At 70.6% G+C, this 19,200-nt stretch carries 20 protein-coding genes; 11 read left to right on the top strand and 9 right to left on the bottom strand.

What is annotated here, in order from left to right; genetic code table 11:
* Positions 1–2: 2 nt before the first annotated feature.
* Positions 3–935, bottom strand: a complete 933-nt coding sequence (locus QMZ92_RS09675; protein WP_283296834.1) for a serine hydrolase — start codon at positions 933–935, stop codon at positions 3–5.
* Between the two features lie 154 nt (positions 936–1,089).
* Here QMZ92_RS09675 and QMZ92_RS09670 point away from each other — a divergent pair, with 154 nt between their 5' ends.
* Genes QMZ92_RS09670 through QMZ92_RS09655 form a run of 4 tightly spaced genes read left to right on the top strand, consistent with a single transcriptional unit; the run spans position 1,090 to position 4,216 of the window.
* The gene (locus QMZ92_RS09670; RefSeq protein ID WP_283296833.1) at positions 1,090–1,830 is read left to right on the top strand and encodes a response regulator transcription factor; all 741 of its coding nucleotides are present in this window, start codon (positions 1,090–1,092) and stop codon (positions 1,828–1,830) included.
* Positions 1,831–1,862: 32 nt separating this feature from the next.
* On the top strand, positions 1,863–3,449 hold the full coding sequence (locus QMZ92_RS09665; RefSeq protein WP_283296832.1) for a sensor histidine kinase: 1,587 nt from the start codon (positions 1,863–1,865) through the stop codon (positions 3,447–3,449).
* A 54-nt stretch (positions 3,450–3,503) separates the two neighbouring features.
* A complete protein-coding gene (locus QMZ92_RS09660) occupies positions 3,504–3,902 on the top strand; it encodes a hypothetical protein (RefSeq protein ID WP_283296831.1) in 399 nt (132 codons plus the stop codon).
* On the top strand, positions 3,902–4,216 hold the full coding sequence (locus QMZ92_RS09655; protein ID WP_283296830.1) for a hypothetical protein: 315 nt from the start codon (positions 3,902–3,904) through the stop codon (positions 4,214–4,216). The genes QMZ92_RS09660 and QMZ92_RS09655 overlap by 1 nt, the downstream gene beginning before the upstream one ends.
* A 321-nt stretch (positions 4,217–4,537) precedes the next feature.
* Here the strand turns inward: QMZ92_RS09655 and QMZ92_RS09650 are convergent, their stop codons facing one another.
* Together QMZ92_RS09650 and QMZ92_RS09645 are read right to left on the bottom strand one after the other, a co-directional pair.
* Positions 4,538–5,248 carry a type 1 glutamine amidotransferase domain-containing protein gene (locus tag QMZ92_RS09650; RefSeq protein ID WP_283296829.1) on the bottom strand — a complete coding sequence of 237 codons (711 nt, stop codon included), beginning with the start codon at positions 5,246–5,248 and terminating at the stop codon, positions 4,538–4,540.
* Positions 5,249–5,671: 423 nt separating this feature from the next.
* Positions 5,672–6,637, bottom strand: a complete 966-nt coding sequence (locus QMZ92_RS09645; RefSeq protein ID WP_283296926.1) for an NADP-dependent oxidoreductase — start codon at positions 6,635–6,637, stop codon at positions 5,672–5,674.
* Positions 6,638–6,724: 87 nt separating this feature from the next.
* Between QMZ92_RS09645 and QMZ92_RS09640 the strand changes: the two genes are divergently transcribed.
* Complete coding sequence (locus QMZ92_RS09640; protein WP_283296828.1) at positions 6,725–7,675, top strand: GlxA family transcriptional regulator; 951 nt, start codon at positions 6,725–6,727, stop codon at positions 7,673–7,675.
* Positions 7,676–7,998: 323 nt separating this feature from the next.
* A complete protein-coding gene (locus tag QMZ92_RS09635; protein WP_283296827.1) occupies positions 7,999–8,589 on the top strand; it encodes a TetR family transcriptional regulator in 591 nt (196 codons plus the stop codon).
* Positions 8,590–9,194: 605 nt separating this feature from the next.
* On the opposite strand, the gene QMZ92_RS09630 is transcribed toward QMZ92_RS09635, so the two are convergent.
* Positions 9,195–10,064 carry an SDR family NAD(P)-dependent oxidoreductase gene (locus QMZ92_RS09630; RefSeq protein ID WP_283296826.1) on the bottom strand — a complete coding sequence of 290 codons (870 nt, stop codon included), beginning with the start codon at positions 10,062–10,064 and terminating at the stop codon, positions 9,195–9,197.
* A gap of 246 nt (positions 10,065–10,310) precedes the next feature.
* On the opposite strand from QMZ92_RS09630, the gene QMZ92_RS09625 reads away from it, so the two are divergent.
* Positions 10,311–10,883 (top strand): YbhB/YbcL family Raf kinase inhibitor-like protein, encoded by a 573-nt coding sequence (locus tag QMZ92_RS09625; protein WP_283296825.1) that lies wholly within the window; start codon positions 10,311–10,313, stop codon positions 10,881–10,883.
* A gap of 529 nt (positions 10,884–11,412) precedes the next feature.
* Here the strand turns inward: QMZ92_RS09625 and QMZ92_RS09615 are convergent.
* The 3 genes from QMZ92_RS09615 to QMZ92_RS09605 form a co-directional block, all read right to left on the bottom strand.
* A complete protein-coding gene (locus QMZ92_RS09615; protein ID WP_502962026.1) occupies positions 11,413–11,658 on the bottom strand; it encodes a helix-turn-helix domain-containing protein in 246 nt (81 codons plus the stop codon).
* A 306-nt stretch (positions 11,659–11,964) separates the two neighbouring features.
* The gene (locus QMZ92_RS09610; RefSeq protein ID WP_283296824.1) at positions 11,965–12,393 is read right to left on the bottom strand and encodes a VOC family protein; all 429 of its coding nucleotides are present in this window, start codon (positions 12,391–12,393) and stop codon (positions 11,965–11,967) included.
* Positions 12,344–12,865: a hypothetical protein gene (locus QMZ92_RS09605; RefSeq protein WP_283296823.1), complete on the bottom strand. Its 522-nt coding sequence runs from the start codon at positions 12,863–12,865 to the stop codon at positions 12,344–12,346. The genes QMZ92_RS09610 and QMZ92_RS09605 overlap by 50 nt, the downstream gene beginning before the upstream one ends.
* Before the next feature lie 205 nt (positions 12,866–13,070).
* Here QMZ92_RS09605 and QMZ92_RS09600 point away from each other — a divergent pair, with 205 nt between their 5' ends.
* From QMZ92_RS09600 to QMZ92_RS09590, 3 genes are all read left to right on the top strand, one after another.
* The gene (locus tag QMZ92_RS09600; RefSeq protein WP_283296925.1) at positions 13,071–13,748 is read left to right on the top strand and encodes a TetR/AcrR family transcriptional regulator; all 678 of its coding nucleotides are present in this window, start codon (positions 13,071–13,073) and stop codon (positions 13,746–13,748) included.
* Positions 13,748–14,662, top strand: a complete 915-nt coding sequence (locus QMZ92_RS09595) for a DAPG hydrolase family protein (protein ID WP_283296822.1) — start codon at positions 13,748–13,750, stop codon at positions 14,660–14,662. Before QMZ92_RS09600 ends, QMZ92_RS09595 begins: the two co-directional genes overlap by 1 nt.
* Before the next feature lie 156 nt (positions 14,663–14,818).
* Positions 14,819–16,050, top strand: a protein-coding gene (locus QMZ92_RS09590; RefSeq protein ID WP_283296821.1) for an IS3 family transposase whose coding sequence is annotated in 2 segments (ribosomal slippage) — positions 14,819–15,137 and positions 15,137–16,050 — 1,233 coding nt in all. Because the reading frame shifts where the segments join, the coding sequence is not laid out codon by codon here.
* A gap of 43 nt (positions 16,051–16,093) precedes the next feature.
* On the opposite strand, the gene QMZ92_RS09585 is transcribed toward QMZ92_RS09590, so the two are convergent.
* Both QMZ92_RS09585 and QMZ92_RS09580 read right to left on the bottom strand, forming a co-directional pair.
* On the bottom strand, positions 16,094–16,267 hold the full coding sequence (locus QMZ92_RS09585) for a hypothetical protein (RefSeq protein ID WP_283296820.1): 174 nt from the start codon (positions 16,265–16,267) through the stop codon (positions 16,094–16,096).
* Entirely contained in the window at positions 16,219–17,592 is a 1,374-nt protein-coding gene (locus tag QMZ92_RS09580; protein WP_349307715.1) for an NF041680 family putative transposase, read from the bottom strand. Before QMZ92_RS09580 ends, QMZ92_RS09585 begins: the two co-directional genes overlap by 49 nt.
* A 985-nt stretch (positions 17,593–18,577) precedes the next feature.
* Here QMZ92_RS09580 and QMZ92_RS09575 point away from each other — a divergent pair.
* On the top strand, positions 18,578–19,200 hold a 623-nt coding region (locus QMZ92_RS09575), incomplete at its 3' end, for an ABC transporter transmembrane domain-containing protein (RefSeq protein WP_283296819.1).

Genomic DNA, 19,200 nt, shown 5'->3' with positions numbered 1-19,200 from the left:
TGCTAAGGGCTGTCCGGTGCGAGCAGGGACACGGCTCGGGCCGCTACGGTCTCGACGAGGGAGATCCCGGCCGCTCGGCTGGGCTGGTCGTCGCTGAGGACGGCCACGAGGAACCGGTTGCCGTCCTTCTCGACCACACCGATGCTGTTGATCACCCAGAGCCCGGTCTCGCTCCTGGACAGCCAGCCGTTCTTGAGTCGGGCGGAGGAGGTGTCGTCGGCCGCGGCCGATATGCCCCAGTCCTGGTCTGCGGCGATGCCGCCCATGAGCTGCTGCGCGTAGTCGCGGGAGGCCGAGGAGAGCGGTGAGTCGTCGGTGAAGACGGCCCGCAGCAGACGGAGCTGATCGGCCGCGGTGGTCTGGGTCAGGCCCCACAGCCCGTCGGAACCGGGTGTCGTCTCCGACAGTCCCAGCCGCCGGTTCGCCTGCGCCAGGCCGTCCGCCCCTCCGACGGCGTCCCACAGGGCGGTCGCCGCCGCGTTGTCGCTCACCTGGATCATCGCCGCGGCCTGCCGGCGCTCCTGGCCGGTGAGCACGCGGTCCCCGTCCTGGGCTGTCAGGAGCAGTGCTGCGAGGATGTCGACCTTGACGATGCTGGCCGTGGCGAATGCGTGGCCGTCGTCGGCCGCTGCGCTCCGTCCCGTCGTCAGGTCCATGACTGCTACGGCGGCGTGGCCCGCGGTGCCGGCAGTCGTTGCGTCCGTCGCCTCCGCCAGGACGGCCATGAGCTGCTCCTGCGTGGACGGTTCGCCCTTCGCCCCACCGGCCCGGTCCTGGCCGTCGGCCTGCTGCGGCATCGCGGCGGCCGGGACGGCACTGCCCGCCGGGCCGGACCCGGCCTGGTGGGCGACGGCCGCCGCCGCGCTCACGGAGAGGAGTGCCGAAGCCAGTGCGACGTACGGACGCGACCGCCGAGGGGTTCGATGACGTGCCATGGCAGCGGAGGCTAGGAGCCGTGCCTGGGAATTCCCTGTGACTGTGCTGCTTTCCCCCCCCACGCTGCCGACAGCAGCCGTCCTCTGGTGCACGATGGTCGCCGCGGGAGGCGGAGAACAGGGCCCAAAAGGGGTCCGGAGGCAGGAGGCGCAGATGCCCGGTCCCGGGGACGCGGAACGAGGGCTCGTCCTGGTGGTGGACGACGACGCGGCGATCCGCCGGTCGCTGGCCCGCGGGCTGCGCCTGAACGGCTTCTCAGTGGAGCTCGCGGAAGACGGCCCGAGGGCCCTGCGCAGGATCGGCGACGGCCCGCTCGATGCGATCGTGCTGGACATATCCATGCCCGGCCTCAGCGGCATCGACGTATGCAGCACACTGCGCGCGGAAGGCAACGACGTGCCGGTGCTGATGCTGTCCGCCCTGGACGAGACCGCGGACCGGATCGCGGGGCTCCAGGTCGGTGCCGACGACTACCTCGTCAAGCCCTTCGCACTCCAGGAATTGCTGCTACGGCTGCGGGCCCTGCTGCGCCGGCGACCACCGGAGAGCTCCGGTCGGTTGCGGGCCGGACCCCTGACCATCGACCTCACGGCCCGCGAGGCTCAACTGGACGGCGTCTTGCTGCCGCTGACCCGGCGGGAGTTCGAGCTGCTGAGCACACTGGCCCGCAACGCCGGCGTGGTCCTCACTCGGGACCAGTTGCTGGACCGGGTGTGGGGGTACGACTTCGACGTCCGGACGGGCGTGGTGGACACCTTCGTCAGCTACCTGCGCCGCAAGTTGGAGGCCGACGGCCGGCCCCGGCTCATCCACACCGTCCGGGGAGTCGGTTTCGTCCTGCGCGACGACGGAGGCACCACCCGTGACGCGGGCCCCGGGGCGGCAGGCCGGTGAGACTCCCTGCCCGCCTGCGGCCTTCCTCGCACATGAAGCTCTCCACACGGATCGCCCTCGCCGTGGGGATCACCGTCCCCCTTCTGGTCCTGGGCGCCGGTTGGCTGCTCGTCCAACTGGTGGCGGCCGATCTGCACACCCAGCAGGACGCACACCTGCGCGAACGGGCCGCCGTGGTCGCCGGGAACGCCCGCGGACTGCTCCGGGCGGTGGCGACGGACCGCGCTCCGGCCGTGGAGCGCGCGCGGGAGCGCGGTCTGTACAACGCCGCACTCGATGTGGGCATCCGGCTGATCGGACCCGACGGGACCGCCTCGGGCGGACCGCAGCCCGACGTGTCCGTACCGCTGCCCGACGACGCCCCCGAGCCGATCACAGTGCGGGACGGGGACACCGGCTGGCGGGCCCTGTCGGTGCGGATCACCGGACGGCGCAACGGAGTGGACGGCACGCTGTGGCTGTTCTCTCCCGATACGACGAGCGACGAACAACTCGGGGTCGTCCGCACCCGTGTCCTCACCGTCGCCGGGGTGACCGCGCCCCTGGCGGGCCTCCTCGCCGGGGCCGTGGCCGCCCGGGCCACCCGGCCGCTGCGGCACCTGCAGCAGCGCACCAGCGGGCTCGACCCGCGCTCCACTTCGACCCGCCTGGAGCATGCCCCGACCGGGATCGCCGAGGTGGACGACCTGGCCCGCACCCTCCAGACGGTGTTGGCCCGATACGACGAGCAGGCCGCCCGTACCGCCGAAGGACTCGCCACGGCCCGCTCCTTCTCCGCCGCGGCCTCACACGAACTGCGCACCCCGCTGATGAGCATGCGGACCAATCTGGACATCCTCGCCGACCATCCCGACATAGCCGTGGACGATCGGGTCGAGGTGCTGGACGACCTGCGCAAGGAGCACGAGCGGCTGCTGGGGCTGCTGATGATGCTGCGCGAGTTGGGGCGCGGTGACCTGGTGGAGACGGACACCTTCGGGCCCGTGGACCTGACGGAGATCGCCGAGGCGTCGACTGCGGCCCTGAGCCGCAGGCACCCGGAGACCTCGTTCGCGCTGGACTGCGAGCCCGTGCCGGCCATCCACGGCTGGGAACCGGGACTGCGCACCATCGTCGACAACCTGCTGGTCAACGCCGTCCTGCACGGCCGCGACGGGGCGCGCCCCGCACAGGTGGCCGTGGCACTGCGCGCCAGCGCGGAGCGGGACGGACGATGTGCGGCGGTCCTCACCGTGGACGACCAGGGCCCCGGCATTCCGGATGCCGCACGCGAGAGCGTGTTCGAGCGGTTTCACCGCGGGCCCTGCAGTCCGGGTTCCGGACTCGGGCTGACCCTGGTCGCTCAGCAGGTCGCCCTGCACCGGGGGCGGATCCGGGTCCTGGACGGGCCGGACGGCACCGGAACCCGCTTCGAGGTCCGGCTGCCGGTTCGCGACGCCGGAGCCGGCGGCGGGCCCGACGGCCTGGGCGGTCCCGGCGGTGGCAGTGACGGCGGCGTGGGTGTGGGTCCGCCGCCCGCGCGCCGCGACTGGATGATCGAGACCGCCGCGCACCCCAGGTCGCCCGAGCAGCCGGCGGACGGCGGGCGCCCACAAGGTTTCCACAAAGAGCGCTCCTAACGTCCGTTGCCGACGGGAACCCGCCCGTCCGCAACCGCTCGAGGAGGAACTGTCATGTTGACGTTCAAGAAGGCCGCCGTGTCCTTCCTCGCCCTTGGTTCCCTGCTCGTCGGCGCCGGCGCTGCCGTGGCCGACGGCGGCACGCCGTCAGGGCACACCGCCCGCTCCGGCGACGGCGCGCAAACCCTGTGCAAGCGCGTCCCCAAGATCGAGAAGCGCATCGAGCGCGCTCTGGAGCGCATCAACGGCGACGCCGACGAGCGCGGTTCACTGGCCCGGCTGGAGCAGCGCGTGGCCGCTGCCGAGGACGCCGGCCACACGGAGGTCCACACCTTCCTCAAGAACCGGCTCACCGCCCGCACGACGCTGAAGACGACTCTTGGGCAGCGCCAGAAGGACGTGGCGGCGGTCAAGACGTGGTGCCAGGCCCAGGAGAACGGGAGCGACGACTGATGCAGCCGCTCCCGCGCCGCCGGACCGCCGCGCTCACGGTGGCGGCTCTGGCCGCCCTGCTCCTCGGCGGTTGCGCCGACGGGAGCGGGGAGACCGCTGGGAATCCGCCGGCCACGGGCAGCACCCGAGCTCCGGGGGACACGTCCACGGCGGTCCCCGAGGAGGCCGCCGGGGACGGGGACGCACCTGCAGCCGAGGGCGGTGGTGCGACGCAGAGCGTGGATTCCGAGGAACTGGCCCGGATGCAACGGCTCCTGGACGGCGCCGAATCCGTCGCGGACGACGCCGACGCGGACAGCGCGTCCGACGGCTGAGCACGAGGGGGAACATCCGGCCCCGGAGACGGGGACATCGATGGGCGGGCGCCGCGAGGTGAGCGGCGCCCGCTCCAGATCCGCAGGCTTCCCGGAACGGTGCTCGACGGCCGCACCGCGTCCGGGCCCGCAATGACCCGGCCGGGGCCACCGCCGCCGTACCGCACCCACCCACGTCCGGTGCCACTGACAGGCCGGCTTCCGGCTCACCCGCAGGCGCCGTGCCACTTCCGCAGACTGGTCTTCTGCCCGAACACCTCAGCCGCCTGCGTCCCCACCGTCTCCCGGCGCCGACGCCCCGCAGGGTCGGCCCCGCATGCCTCACACACCAAGGGGTGCGCGCTCACCCCCGCCCTTGCCGGCCAGTTCCATCAGGGCGTCAGCCGCGGAAGCCGAGGAAGCCGGGTTCTGCCCGGTGATCAGCAGACCGTCCTGCACGACATAGGGCTGCCAGTCGTCGGTCTTGGAGTAGACCCCTCCGAGCCGGGTGAGTTCGTCCTCGACCAGAAAGGGGACGATGTCGCTGAGCTGGACGGCTTCCTCCTCGGAGTTGGCGAATCCGGTGACCTTCCTGCCCGGGACCAGCGCGGTTCCGTCATCGTTGACGGTGTGCCGCAGTACGCCGGGCGCGTGGCACACCAGTCCCACCGGCTTGCCGGAACGGAGCGCCGTTTCGATCAGCCGCGCGGAGACGGTGTCCTCGGCCAGGTCCCAGAGCGGCCCGTGCCCGCCGGGATAGAAGACCGCATCGAAGTCGCTGACCGAGATCGAGTCAAGGCGCACAGTGTTCGCCAGTGCCTGGGTCGCCTCGGGGTCGGCCTCGAAGCGCCGGGTCTGGTCGGTCTGGAAGTCGGGCTCGTTGCTCTTGGGGTCCAGCGGTGGCCTGCCGCCCTGGGGCGAGGAGAGCACGATCTGCGCGCCCGCTTGCTTGAAGCGGTAGTACGGTGCCGCAAGTTCCTCCAGCCAGAACCCGGTCTTGCGGCCGGTGTCCCCCAGCTCGTCGTGGGAGGTGAGAACAATCAGAACTTTCATGACACGCCCTTTACTCGGGTGAGGTGGTCGAACTTTCGGGTGGACATGTCCACGCCCGGATCCGGCGTGGGGCGCGGACCTTCCAAAGGCGCAGAAGCCGGCGGGTTGCCGTTGCGACGGCGCCGAGCGGGGCGGACCGCGATGCGTCCTGGTCATGGCGTCGCTAGCGCCGAGCCGCATCTCGTACGGACCGGTGCGACGTCGCGGGCCTCTCTGCCGACGGCAGACTCTCGCCCTCCAGGCCACTGGTGATCCTGAGCGCGATGCGGTCGACGATTTCGCTCGTGCCTCCCTTCAGGGCCAGGCGCATCGACTCGGACGAGTCCGCCAAGTCCGCGACCTCGGCGCCGAGTTTCACGGCAGGCGGTTGCTCCGGGACTCCTCGACGCCCGGCGCTCTCCGCTACCGCGCGCCAGTGGGCCATCACCCGCCCGGCAGCTCGGAGGGTCGTGCTGCCGCGTCCACGGAGAGGACGATCTTGCCGGTGGTTCGGTCTGTCTCACCCAGGGCGTGCGCCCTCGCCGCCTCGGCGAGGGGGAAGGTGGCTTCGATGTGGGCACGCAGGGCGCCGGATTCGGCGAGGTCCGCGATGGTTTTCATGCCGGTGTGGTCGGCCTCGACCAGGAGGGTCTCCACGCGGATCTTGCGGGCTGCGGCCTTCGCCTCCTCGTCGGCGTCCGTGGCGGGCAGGAGGGAGACGAGAACGCCGCCGGGGCGCAGCACGTCGAGGGAGCGGCTGCGGGTGTCGCCGGAGAGGGGGTCGAGGACCATGTCGACGTCCCGGACGGCGTCGCGGAAGTCGGTGGTGCGGTAGTCGATCACTTCGTCCGCGCCGAGGGAGCGGACGAATGCGTGCTTGGGGGCGCTGGCGGTGCCGATGACGTAGGCGCCGCGGGCCTTGGCGATCTGGACGGCGAGGTGGCCGACGCCTCCGGCGGCCGCGTGGATGAGGACCCGCTCCCCTGAGCGGACCCCGGCGGTGTCGACGATCGCCTGGTGGGCGGTGAGCGCGGCGAGTGGCAGGGCGGCGGCCTGGATGTGGTCGAGGCCGGCCGGCTTGTGAGCGAAGGCGCGGGCAGGGCCGGTCACGTACTCGGCGTGGGAGCCGACGCCGTGCGGGTAGGGCAGCATCCCGAAGACCTCGTCGCCCGGCTTGAACAGGGTCACACCGTAGCCGACGGCCTCGACGACGCCGGAGACGTCCCAGCCGAGGACGAGCGGCAGGCGGTTGAGGAACAGGCCCCGGGAGCGGTGCTTCCAGTCGGTCGGGTTGACGCCGGCCGCGCGCACGGCGACGAGGATCTGGCTCGGGCCGGGCTCGGGGCGCGGCAGCACGACTTCCTGGAGCACCTCGGGGGTGCCGTGGGTGTCCTGGCTGATGGCGCGCATGGTGGGGTGGTTCGTCATGCTTCCAGCGTCGCCGCCCACGCCGTCCCGTACCATGGCATGAATGCCAACTTTCGACGGGATCCTGCCATGGGAAAGCTCCATCGTGTCGTCGTCCTCGCCCTGGACGGGGTGTACCCCTTCGAGCTCGGCATCCCCAGCCGTGTCTTCGGTGCGGCCGAGGGTCGGTACGAGGTCCTGACCTGCTCGGTCGACGGTAGGCCGGTGGCTACGAACTCCGACTTCGCTGTCACCGTGGAACACGGCCCGGAACTGCTGGAGTCGGCGGACACGGTCCTGCTGCCGCCGTTCGACACCTCTCTTCTCACCCGTGAGCTGCCTCCGGGGGTTGGCCGGGCACTCACCCACGTGCCGCACGGGACACGGATCGTGTCCATCTGCACCGCGGCCTTCGTCCTTGCCGCCGCCGGCCTGCTCGACGGCAGGCCCGCCACCACCCACTGGGCACTCGCGGACACCTTCCGGTCGTGGTACCCGCAGGTGGCGCTCGACCCGGACGTCCTGTTCATCGACGACCGCGACGTGCTCACCTCGGCCGGTGCCGCATCCGGCGTGGACGTCTGCCTCCATCTCGTGCGTCGCGACCATGGCGCCGCCGTCGCCAATCACGTGGCCCGGGCCTGTGTCGTACCCCCGTGGCGGGACGGTGGCCAGGCCCAGTACATCGAGCATCCGGTGCCCGCAGCGTCTGCGAACGGCACCTCGGCCACCCGTCAGTGGGCGCTGGAGAACCTGCACGAGCCGCTCCCGTTGAGCGAACTCGCCGGTCACGCCCGGATGAGCTTGCGCACCTTCGCCCGCCGGTTCAACGAGGAGGTCGGTATGAGCCCCGGCCGCTGGCTGATCCAACAGCGCGTGACCCAGGCTCGGCACCTGTTGGAGACCACGGACCTGGCGGTGGACGACATCGCCCACCAGGTCGGCTTCGCCACCGGGAACTCCCTCCGGGAGCACCTGCACGCCTCGATCGGCGTCACTCCCGTCGCCTATCGGCGCACCTTCCGAGGCAATCGACCGTGACGAGACCGACTCTGATCCAAGGGGCTTGTGTTTCCGGGTTGTTGAGTCGGGTGGGACCGATCTGGTGGGGGCGCGGCATCTGGCTCCGTCGGCGCAGGAGGCCCTGCGGCTGTCGGTGCGTCTTCCTTGACCGGGAGTCACCTCGAACGTCTTGCAGCCCCGATCGTCGCGCGATGGTCGGAGAGGCGGAAGGTGAGGGCGTGGCGGGCGTCACGACACTGAAGAGGTTCACTTGTGAACATTGATTTAGCATTCGGCATGGGGTTTGATATGTGATACTAAGTCTCACAGAGTCGATGCCGAACGGGAGGTGGGGACGCCCGGTGAGTGGAGCGCCGCGTACGAACACGAGGGATATCGCCCGAGCGGCCGTTCGTGCCGAGTTGGCCGAGGTGGCCTTCGGCCTGTTCCGGCAGAAGGGCTTCGACAACGTCACGGTGAACGACCTGGCCGCTGCCGCGGGCGTGTCCCGCAGCACGTTCCTGCGCTACTTCGGCACCAAGGAGGACGCAGTCCTCAGCGCCTTCGACACGCATGGTGAACGGATCGCCGAGGCCCTGCGGGCCCGCCCGGCAGCCGAGGGTGACTGGAGGGCGCTGCGGTCCGCGATGGACGTGGTCGTCGGACCCTACCGCCAGGATCCGGCGGGAGCGCTGGCGCTGGCCCGCCTCGTACGGGAGACCCCCGCCCTGTGCGCACGCCAGCTGGAGAGGCAGCGCACCTGGCACCCGCTGCTGGAGCAGGCCCTCGCCGAGCGGGCGGGCCCCTCCGGGGCCTCGGCCCTCGCGCTGTCGGTGAAAGCCGCCGCGGCGCTGGACTGCCTGAACATCGCTGTCGACCACTGGACCGCGTCGGACGGCGTTCTCGACCTCATCGCGCTGCTCGACGGAGCCTTCGCGGCCCTCTCACCGTGACCGGCGTCGCTCGGCCCGGACACGCACGGACGAATGGGGTCCGCACTCGCGAGCCGTCAGCGCACCGGCTTGCTCACGCGCTCGTCCTGCCGGGCTCCGCCGGACGTCTGGTGGGAGCGGGTCCAGGTCGCTGTCGCGTCGGGCCGGGCTCTGTCGGACGCGGTGTCGTGGTTCGCGTGTGAGCCCTCGACGGTCACGTCAGGGACGCATGTCGAGCCACTTCGCGCCGCGGCCGGCAACCGCGACGGAGGTGGCAGCGACCAGGGAGACCGTGCCGGGGACGAGTGAAGGATGTCGGTGGTCACCGACGTCACCCCGAACCACCCCGCCGCCGACTGCGACGGCCCTCGGGGTCGTCGGTTCAGCAGCCCCAGTCGTCCGCGTCCGGGGCGGGATCCTCCATGGGCCTCCATGGGCCTCCATGGGCCTCCATGGGCGGGTCGACCAGCTCGGCGATCGGTGGCGCTCGAGACGAGCAGTTGGGTCGGCAGCGTGCCGAAGGCACCGCGGTGGGATCGTCACCGCGGTGCCGACAAGCCCGGCCTGGTGTCCTCGGGCGCCAGGCCGGGCTTGGGTGCGTCGTGCCGGCCTCGGACCGTGTCTCGTCACCCGAGGGCGGTGGCCGGGAGGCCGGTCAGTTCCGCCGAGCGTTCCCACAGGCGCCGGGCGAGGTCGGTGTCGGTGGCCTGTGCGTTGCGGGGGTCCTCGCGTTCGAGGCGGTCGAAGTAGGCGCCGTTGACGGCCGTGGCGTTCGGCGTGCCGGCCAGGTGGAGCAGCGGCTCGGCACCCTGCTCGGGCGTGGCCATCATGGCCTTGACCAGGCGCGTCCCCATGATCGCCCGCATCAAGGCGTTGTCCCGGGCGACGTCGCTGGCGATGGAGCCGGGGTGGAAGGACGAGGCGGTCACACCCGTCCCCTCGGATCGGCGGGCGAGTTCCCGGGTGAAGACGACGGTGGCGAGCTTGGCGGCCGCGTACGCCTCCCGCCAGCGGTAGCGGCCGCGCGTGCGGTCGAGGTCGCCCAGCTCCAAGTGCCCCTTGCGGTACTCCACGCTGGCGGTGTTCACCACTCGGGAGCCGTTCGGCGCCTCCTCGAGGCGGTCCAGCAGCAGGTTCGTCAGCAGGAACGGCGCCAGGTGGTTGACCTGGAAAGTCAGCTCGTGGCCGTCGGAGCTCTCCTTGCGGCTCGTGAAGAATCCCCCCGCGTTGTTGGCCAGGACGTCGATCCGCGGGTAGCGGGCCAGGAGTTCCCCGGCCAGGCGGCGCACGTCGTCCAGCCGCCCGTAGTCCACCAGGTGGGCCTCGGCGCCGATCTCCGCCGCGACGGCGCTGGTCTTCTGGTGCGACCGGCCGACGACGGCGACCGTCGCCCCGAGCGCGGCGAATCGCCGTGCCGCCGCGGCACCGATCCCCGAGCTCGCTCCGGTGACCACCACCGTACGGCCGGTGAAGTCGGTCGTCCTGCTGTCGCTCATCGTGAACTCCTCTGGATCTTCTTCGTGCACTGCACCCCCAGCAGATGCAACCACGACTTGATGTTGAATTCATAGCTCATTGGTGAAACTCAGTGTCACTCTAGATATGGTGACTCATGGATGCAAGCGGCGGTCGGCCGTGAGCCGGGACGGGGACGGACTCCCGGACCGGCCGTGTGCCGGACCGGGCCGTGCACACCTCGCATCCGACGACCTGTACGCACCACCGACGAGAGGGACGACGGCATGGCGATTCTGGGAACGCTGCTGAAGAACAAGCGCGCAGGTGAAAAGCATCTGGCCTGGCACCACCCCAACCTGTCCGGCTCGGACACACTCGACCTGCGCAGTACCGACTTCCGGCACGGCGAGGCGATGCACGCGGTCCACGCCGGCCGGTGCGGGGGAGGGCGGAACCTCTCCCCGGCCCTCACCTGGACCGGCACCCCCCAGGAGTCCGCACAGCTGCTCCTGGTCGTCGAGGACGCCGACGCCCCCACCAGCAGGCCGTTCGTCCACTGCCTGGCACTGATCTCCCCCGAGCGGCAGGAACTGCTTCCGGGGGCCCTGGGGGCCGACGCCGGGGTCGAGGGCGTCCACGTGCTGCGCTCCGGCATGGGCCGGGGCTACCTGGGGCCGCAGCCGCTCAAGGGGCACGGCGAACACCGGTACGCCTTCCAGCTCTTCGCACTGCGTACCGCCATCACCTCGGTTCCGCGCCGGCCGAACCTGGAGGCGTGCCGGCCCCGGGACGTACTCGACGCGGTGGGCGGCCCCGCTCTCGCACGCGGCCGCCTCGACGGCGTCTACTCCCGCTGATCTCCTCCCCGAGCGACACCCGAGAGGCGCCGTCGATGCGTCGCGGGGCCTGCCTCGTCGGCCTGCCGCACCGCCATTTCACCGTGCAGCGGCGGTAGTCGGCGGTCGAGGAGGAGCCACGCAGGGAGCGCGGACTCGATGGCGACGCCGACCGGGCCCCAGGGGCCGACGCGCCGGTGGACGGCCGCCGGGGCGTTGCCGCCCTGCTCGGCGGTAGCCGCCGTCGACGCAGATCCTGCGCGGGCCGGAGCGGGTGGCGGCTACTCGGTCGAGCAGGTGGGTGCCGGCTGCAGAGTCCTGGACGCCGGCCGCGGTGGCCGGCGCCGCGAGCAACAGGCCGAGCGGGCCCGTGACGAAAAGGCGGCGCGTCCGGCACGGCGCCCCGGCAGGTGCTGTGCGCTTCGGCCTCGCTCCGGGCGGCTGAACGCGGGTTGTGCCACGGATGCCACCGGTCGGCGACCTGCGCCGCCTCGGGCAGCGCGCGGCGGATGGCCTCGGCGCAGAAGGAAGACAGCAGGCCCTCGGGCCCTCATCCGGCCATCCGGATGAGGGCGTCGACGGTGCGCTGGTCCTCTACTCCGTAGATCGTGCAGAGGTCGCGAACGTCGCGTGGGCTGATGCGCCGTCGGCCGGTCTCCATGCTGGAGATCTTCGGTTGGGAGACCAGCAGTGAGGCCGCTGCCTGGGTTGCTGTCATGCCTCTGGCCTGCCGTAGTACGCGGAGCGCGGCCCCCAGTTGGAGGCGCTGGTTGGGGGGCCTGGTCGCATGCGCCACAGAAGTACCTCCGGCTCTGTCCTGCCCGCTAAACGAACTTCACGAGCAGTTGGTTTTGAGCCAGACAGGGGAAGCGATCCGAGCGGGGATGAGGGCGTCCGTTGCGGACAATGAGCCGCATGGCGGGGGTCATGGGCCGGCATGTCACGGAACTTTTCGGCCACTCGTCGCCGCAGTCCGCGCCGTCGGATTCCCCTCCCGCGACCTGCGGGCACCGAGCCGCTGAACAGCGGGGGCGTCAGATGCTGCTCCGCGCCACTGCATCGATACTCGGGACATGACCGGAGGAAGCACGTTCGAGGCCCCTCAGTCGATGCAGAACTCGTTGCCCTCGATGTCCAGCATCGGGATGCACGCGTCATTGCCGTCATACAGAGTTCGCACATGTACCGCCCCGAGCGGGATCAGCCGTGCGCACTCGGCCTCAAGCGCGGCGAGGCGCGCTTCTCCCACGAGTCCGGTGCCGACCCGAACGTCAAGATGCAGCCGGTTCTTGGCGGCCTTTCCCTCGGGGACGCGCTGGAAGTACAGTCGCGGACCCACGCCTGAGGGGTCGACGCAGGCAAACCATGCGTCCTGCTGCTCAGGTGGCTGCGAGCGCTTGAAATCGTCCCACGTGGCAAACCCCTCGGGCGGCGGCGGTACGACGTACCCCAACACCTCGCACCAGAAACGGGCGAGGCGCTCAGGTTCTGCGCAGTCGAAGGTGACTTGGAACTTCTTGATCGACATCATCGGGCCACCGTATTGGCGCGTGCTCTTCGGCGAAACCCCCAGGGTGCCATCGCCGCGCAGGGCGGGCGCTGGCGGCGATGCGCTCCGTCCTCATGTCGTCCGTCTCACGGCGCCGCCAGGCCACTGGCGGCCATGTGAACTCCCCCGCGGGGACGTGGACGAGGCGGTGGTTCACGCCGGTCGCGTAGACGCCTTCGGCGGTGGCGACGGCGCCGCGGATCTTGTTGTCGTTCTCGTAGAAGGGGCCGGCGTAGCCGCCGACGCTGGTGCACAGGACGAACAGGCGGCGGCCTTGGCCGGGGTAGTAGAGAGGGTCCGCGATGACGGTGAAGTCGCCGGCGGGGGCATCGGCGGAGGAGTGGGGGAACGCGCGTTGCCGGCGTTCCTTGCCGGTCTTCAGGGCAAGGGCGAGCAGCAGCTCGTCGTCGTTCGCCGAGGCGTGTAGGAACAGCGTCGCGGCGTCTGCGACCATGCTCCGGCCCTGGGCGGTGACCGGGTGCCGACAGATCTCCTTGCCGGCGCTGTCTTCCCCTCGGTCCGCCGTCGTTTCCTGCCGGGCGTCGGCGTGGGGTCGGCACACCGCATAGGGGTTGGCTGCTGTGACGTGAACGCGCCGCGCAGCGACACGCCTCGTGACATGGCGACTCACCCCCAAATTTTACACGTCCTGTGCAAATATGCTCGTGACGTGTAAATTTGAGAGGTGGGTGCAGACGAGAGGAGGCGAAGCGGTGCCCGCTGCAACGAACCGAACACTGAGAGCCCGGGAACGCAATCGGCTGTCGATCCTGAACGCCGCGAGCAAGGTTTTGGCCGCTGACCCTGACGCGAGCATGGACGACATCGCCGCGGTGGCGGGGGTCGTGCGCCGCACCCTCTACGGCCACTTCCCGACCCGCCAGGACCTGGTCGCCGACCTGGTCCGGGCCGGGGCGGAGCAGTTCGTCGCGCACCTGGGTCACATCGACGTCCATGCCGACGACCCCGGCGCGGAGCTGGCGGCGATGGTGCTGCGCACCTGGGGCGCGGCACGCGAGTTCGCCCCGGTGATCGAACTCGCCCGCCGCGGCGCCGCCGACGCCGTGACCTCGGCGATGGACCCGTTCAACGTGGTCGTCGCCGAGTTGATCCGGCATGGGCAGCAACGCGGCATCTTCGGCAACGACCTCGACCCCGGGATGCTGTCGCGGGTGCTGGAGAGCACCGCGCTCATGTTCCTGTCCACCGGGCCCACCGATCGCTGGGACGGCGACGCCGCCGACGTGGCCTTCACCCACCTACTCCTGCTCGGGACTCCGGTGGACGCAGCCCGCGCCGCGATTCGCACCGCACAGACCCGCGAGGGAGAAGCCTGATGAGATACGAGCCCAGCGCCGCCGACCGGGCGCCCAGACCGGCCAGTTACACCGGCGAACCGCGCTACCTGGGTTACCGGGAGGCCGACTGGTCCCAGCCGTACGCGAGCTACTTCCAGGCCCGGACCCGGCCCGTCCAGGAGCATGTCGTGCACGCCCTGGTCAGCGGGATGGCGCCGACCGAGTACGGGTATGGGGTCGACGAGGTCGCCGACCGGCTGGCCCGACCCGGATACGAGGCCGTGGAGACCGGCTGGACCCGCCTCTCCGGCGGGGGCGTCATGGTCAGCATCCACACCCCGATGCCCGGCACCACCGCCGACATGTGGGACTGGTGGTTCGGCTGGCACAGCCGTGAGAGCGCGCGGTACAAGCTGTGGCACCCCGATGCCCACCAGTACTGCGCCCTCGGCGAGGACCGCGGCGCCGACCGGGCGCTGACCGACCGGCAGCGGTACCTCGGCAACGTCTCCTACGTGGATGAGTACATCGGCGGTCGGATGCAGCCGCTGGCGATCCGGTTCCTGGACCCCGAGAAGATGGGCATCGCCTCCGTCACCGGGACCACCCACATCTGCGCCCGCGTCGGCCTGAGCTCCCACCCGTTGGCATTCGGGTGGCTGGTCCACCAGGTCAGACCCACCGAGGACGGTGCCGAGATGCGGTCCCGGTTCTTCCTCGGCGACGGCGCGCTGCTGAACCTGCCCGCCCGTGCCCTGCCGCCCGGCCTGGCCACCCGCGCCCTCACCTCAGCCCCCGGCCGCGCGGTCGGCCGCCTGGTCGCTCCCCGGGCCGCGCCGCGGCTGACGCCCGCCACGATCGGCACCGACATGATCCACCACTGCGCTGCGGAGATGAACCACCTTGCCGCCTTCCTTCCCCAGCTCCACGAGGAATTCCAGGCCAGCCCATGAGGCGTCCGCCCCGCCCAACCTGCGCATGTACCTGGTCGAACCGATGCGCCAGTTCATCGCCGACCACGCGGACTGGCTCACCGTGTGGGACCTGTCCCCGAGTGGTGGACACCTCTGAGCCCGGCCCCGTCAGGGGCCGGGTGGGAGGCATCTTTTGTGGTGATGAAGGTCTGCTCGCCCGAGTTCAAGGCGGACGCTGTCGCGCTGTACCTGTCGGACCCGAGTCACACCTTCGAGGGCATCGGCAAAGATCTGGGGATCAGCCGCGAGACGCTGCGTAACTGGGTGAGGGCCGAACGGGCCCGCCGCGGCGGGGGCGGCACGACGAGCACGGAGAAGAACACGGTGGATTCCCCGCCGACGGCCGAAGAGCTTCAGGCCGAGAACGAGGCCCTGCGCCGGGAGCTGGCGGCAGCCCGCAAGGAGATGCACAAGCTCGCCACTGAACGGGACATTCTCCGCAAGGCGACGAAGCTTTTCGCACAGTAGATGACCTGGTGACCAACCGCTTCCAGTTCATCGAGGACCACTACAGCGCCTGGGGCGTGAAGCGGTTGTGTGCCGTGCTGGAGGTCGCGCGCTCCAGCTTCTGCAAGTGGCGGGCCGGCCGTGGGGCCCGCGCCGTGCGTGAACGGGCAGATGCCGCGCTCGCCGAGCGGATCAGGGCCGTCCACGCGGAGTCGGACGGCACCTACGGCCGCCCGAGGATCACCGCCGAGCTGCGAGAGGACGGCGAGCGGGCGAACCACAAGCGCGTCGGACGGGTGATGCGCAAGTACGGCATCGCCAGGCTGCGGCTGCGCAAGCGCCAGGTCACCACCGTGCCCGAACCGTCCGCCGCAGCGATTCCCGACCTGCTGGGGCGCGACTTCACCACGAGGGCCCCGAACACGAAGTACGTCGGCGACATCACCTACCTGCCGGTGGGCGACGGCGAGTCTCTGTATCTGGCGACCGTGATCGATTGCTTCTCACGCAGGCTGGTGGGCTGGTCGATCGCCGACCGCATGCGCACCTCGCTGGTCGCCGACGCGCTCCAGGCCGCCGCCCGGGTCCGCGGCAGCCTGGCCGGCGCCGTCTTGCACAGCGATCACGGAGTTCAGTACAGCTCCCGTGAATTCGCTGCTGTATGTGCCGAGTTGAAGGTGAAGCAGTCCATGGGCGCGGTCGGCACCAGCGCGGACAATGCCCTCGCCGAGTCGTTCAACGTGACCCTCAAGCGCGAAACGCTCCGTGGCGCCCGCCGCTTCGATGGGGCCCGCGCCTGCCGCCTGGCGGTCTTCCGCTGGACCACCCGCTACAACACCCGCCGACGACACTCGGCGAACGGACAGCAGGCGCCAATCGCCTACGAACAGCGGTCAGCCACCCTGAGGCTTGCCGCATAACGACACGAACAGGTGTCCAACCTTCGAGGTCAAGGCCCCCGGTTCACGCTCGCGCAGGGTGTGGCCGGGCCAGGCGGCGGGTCATGAGCAGGATCATCGACCAGTAGACCATCGCCTCGGCGCCGGTGGTGCGGCGCTCGAAGTCGCGTGCCAGGCGGCGGGTGCGCATCAGGTGGGCGAAGAGGCGCTCGACGATCCACCGCTTGGGCGGTACCACGAACCCCTTCTGGTCGTCGCTGCGTTTGACGATCGCGAGGGCCAGGGCGAGCGTGGCCAGGTGGGACGGGCGGTCTTCACGCGGAGGTGGCGGAACCCCCGGCGGACCCGGGCAGGGGTGAGCCGACGAGGCTGCGTCGGCCGTTCCCAGGGCCGACGAAGATCCTCGGCGAGGGGCCGGGCGAGGCGGAGTTGGGTGTGGGCGGCGATGATCAGCCACGTCCACAGGTCGGCGGTGTGCGGATCGCGGACCTTGGGGACGGTCCAGCCCAGGGTCTGTTTGAGCAGCCGGAAGGTATGTTCAAGGTCGAATCTGCGGAGGGACGCCTGCCAGCGCAGGTCGACGTCTGCGCCGGTCATCCCGGTGTGCGAGGACCACAGCCACACCGGCTTCGGGTCGCGGTCGCCGGGCAGGTGCTCGACCTTCAGGCGGATCAACGTGCCGTGGATCAGGGGGAGTTCACCGCAGTGGTCGAGCCAGGGGCCACGGGCCTGCAGTCGGGGGTGCATCCGGTCCCAGGCGAGGGCTTCGGCCGTGCCGTAGCGGGTGGTGTCGTATGTCGTGGCCTGGTCGGGGGTGCGCCAGGACTCGGGCTTGGAGAAGGTGAGGACGCCGCCGTGCTTGCGGGGATGTCCGCCGCGCGGGGTGGATCGGCGCGGTCCGGCGTCCCGGAGCATGACGCGGTCCGAGCGGAGCCGGCCGACCAGCTCGACGGGCGGGTCGGCCAGGACGTGGGCGAGGCGGGTGACGTCGTAGCCGGTGTCCATGACGACGAGGATGCCCGCGTCGCCCGGCCGCCACTGTCCCGTGTGCACCAGCAGGGTGACCACTTCCCGCAGCTGGGTGGCGGTCACCGCGGTGGCGTCATCGGCCGGCCCCAGCCGGATCGCGTCCAGGACCGCGGTCCACGATGTGCGTCCGGTTTCCAGGGCGGCGACGAAGGAGTAGGGCCAGCCGGGGATGAACTGATCGACGCTGCGGCCCCGCCCGTAGACGTGGCAGAACAGCAACTCCGGGCTGGTGGGGGCGTCGGGCCGCAGCCAGTTGCTCACATCCACCGCGAGCACGATCCGCCCGTCGGCAGCACGCGGGAGCGGCGTGGAAGCCAGCAGCCTGCGCAGGCGGCGCGGCTCCAGCCAGCCGTGGTTGACCGCGTCGTACATCGCTCCGTGCCCACGCCGATGCTCGGCCGTGAGCGTCAACTCGACCAGCGACGTCACCGGGCTGTCCGAGCACAGCACCGCGTCGGTGAGCTCGAAGAGCGCATCCGCCCGCGTGTAGAGGCAGTCGTAGAACTGGACACGAAAGTGGGACAGGACACCCAACGCGGCATCAGCGGACTGTTCAGCGGCGAGACTCTTCACCAGCGGCCGTTCCTTCACGCGACGTTGCTCGACACCTCGAAGCGTGAAGAACGGCCGCCCCGCTGTCCCGGGAACGAACCAAGATCAGCGGGTCAGGTGAACGGTCGAGGTTGAACGCCAAGCTCAGGGAAGGGGCCCCGACCTTGTTGGTTGGGGTCTCTGGACGGCACGCCGTCATATGCTGAGGGATCGGTATGCCGTCCGCACGGTCGCCTCTGTCGGTGCTGTGACCGGGACCTGCGAGGTTGTCGCGCGTCTGCCGGCGTTCGCGGTACCTCTTGAGAGGCGATGCCCTCACTGTGGCATGCCTCACGTGCTGGGTGTGTCCACCGGTCGGCCCATGGACGGGGGGGAGGCATGTCCACCGATCGGGGGAGGCTTGAATGCGCGGCCCCGGATGTGATGTCCGGTGCTGTCGTCATTCCCGTTCCCGGGAAAACTGGCCTTACCTTGTGATTCCGGCAGGCAGCGTATTCCTCACTCCTCAGGTGATGATGCGCATCGGTTTGCCAGTGTGGTCTCGGCACGTTCTGTCAGGGGCTCATGGGGAGGGTGACCCTGGTCGGGTTGGGTTTGACGGCTGTTGTGGTGCTGGCGGTGGTTGCCGGTGGGGCGTGCCCGGGCGGGGAGGGGGTGGATACGGGGGGGGAGCGGGAGATGTACGAGGACGGACCGGCCGGCGCGGGCCCGGCCGCAGGGCGCCGCCTCCGTCGGGGCTGCCACAGCACCTCAGCACCCCGCGGGAGGGCCGCGAGGTCGTCACCTCCCACCCTCCGCCGCAACGGCGGCCGAAGGCGCGGTGGAGCGGCCCCCACCGCATCACTGATGACAGCCGGTTCGGTCATTCATGTGATGCGTCATGAATGGCGTTCCATGCGCGAAAGGTGCAAAACCGGACAAGTTACCCTTGAGGGACTGACCCGCTACCAAGGCCCGTGACTGAGCCATGCCCACCCCAGACTCCCTCAGAGCCCTGAACCCCCGTCCGCCCGCCGCCCGCACTCCCGAAACCGCCCCGCCGAGCCCTGCCGAGCGGCCCCGGGAACTCCGTCGTGTCCTGGGCCTGTTCCGGCCCTATCGGGGGCGCATCGCCCTCGTCGGCCTGCTGGTCGGAGCCTCCTCGCTGGTGGCCGTCGCCTCACCCTTCCTGTTGCGTGAGATCCTGGACACCGCGATCCCCCAGGGGCGCACCGGGCTACTCGGTCTCCTGGCCATGGGCATGATCGGGATCGCCCTGGTGTCGGGCATCTTCGACGTCCTGCAGACATTGCTGTCCACCACGGTCGGTCAGCGGGTCATGCACGATCTCCGGACTTCCGTCTACGAGCGTTTGCAGAAGGTGCCCTTGGCCTTCTTCACGCGAACCCGCGGCGGCGAGGTGCAGTCCCGCATCGCCAACGACATCGGGGCGATGCAGGCCACTGTCTCGTCCACGGCCACATCCCTGGTCTCCAACTTCACCACGGTGGTGGCCACGGTCGTGGCGATGCTGGCACTCGACTGGCGGCTGACCGCTCTGTCCCTGCTGCTGCTCCCGTTCTTCTCCTGGATCAGCTTCCGGGTGGGCCG

This window comes from Streptomyces sp. HNM0645 (assembly GCF_030056615.1).
GTDB classification, from domain to species: domain Bacteria; phylum Actinomycetota; class Actinomycetes; order Streptomycetales; family Streptomycetaceae; genus Streptomyces; species Streptomyces marianii.
The sequence above is the reverse complement of the archived record's forward strand: the minus strand, read 5'-3'. Positions and strand labels throughout refer to the sequence as shown.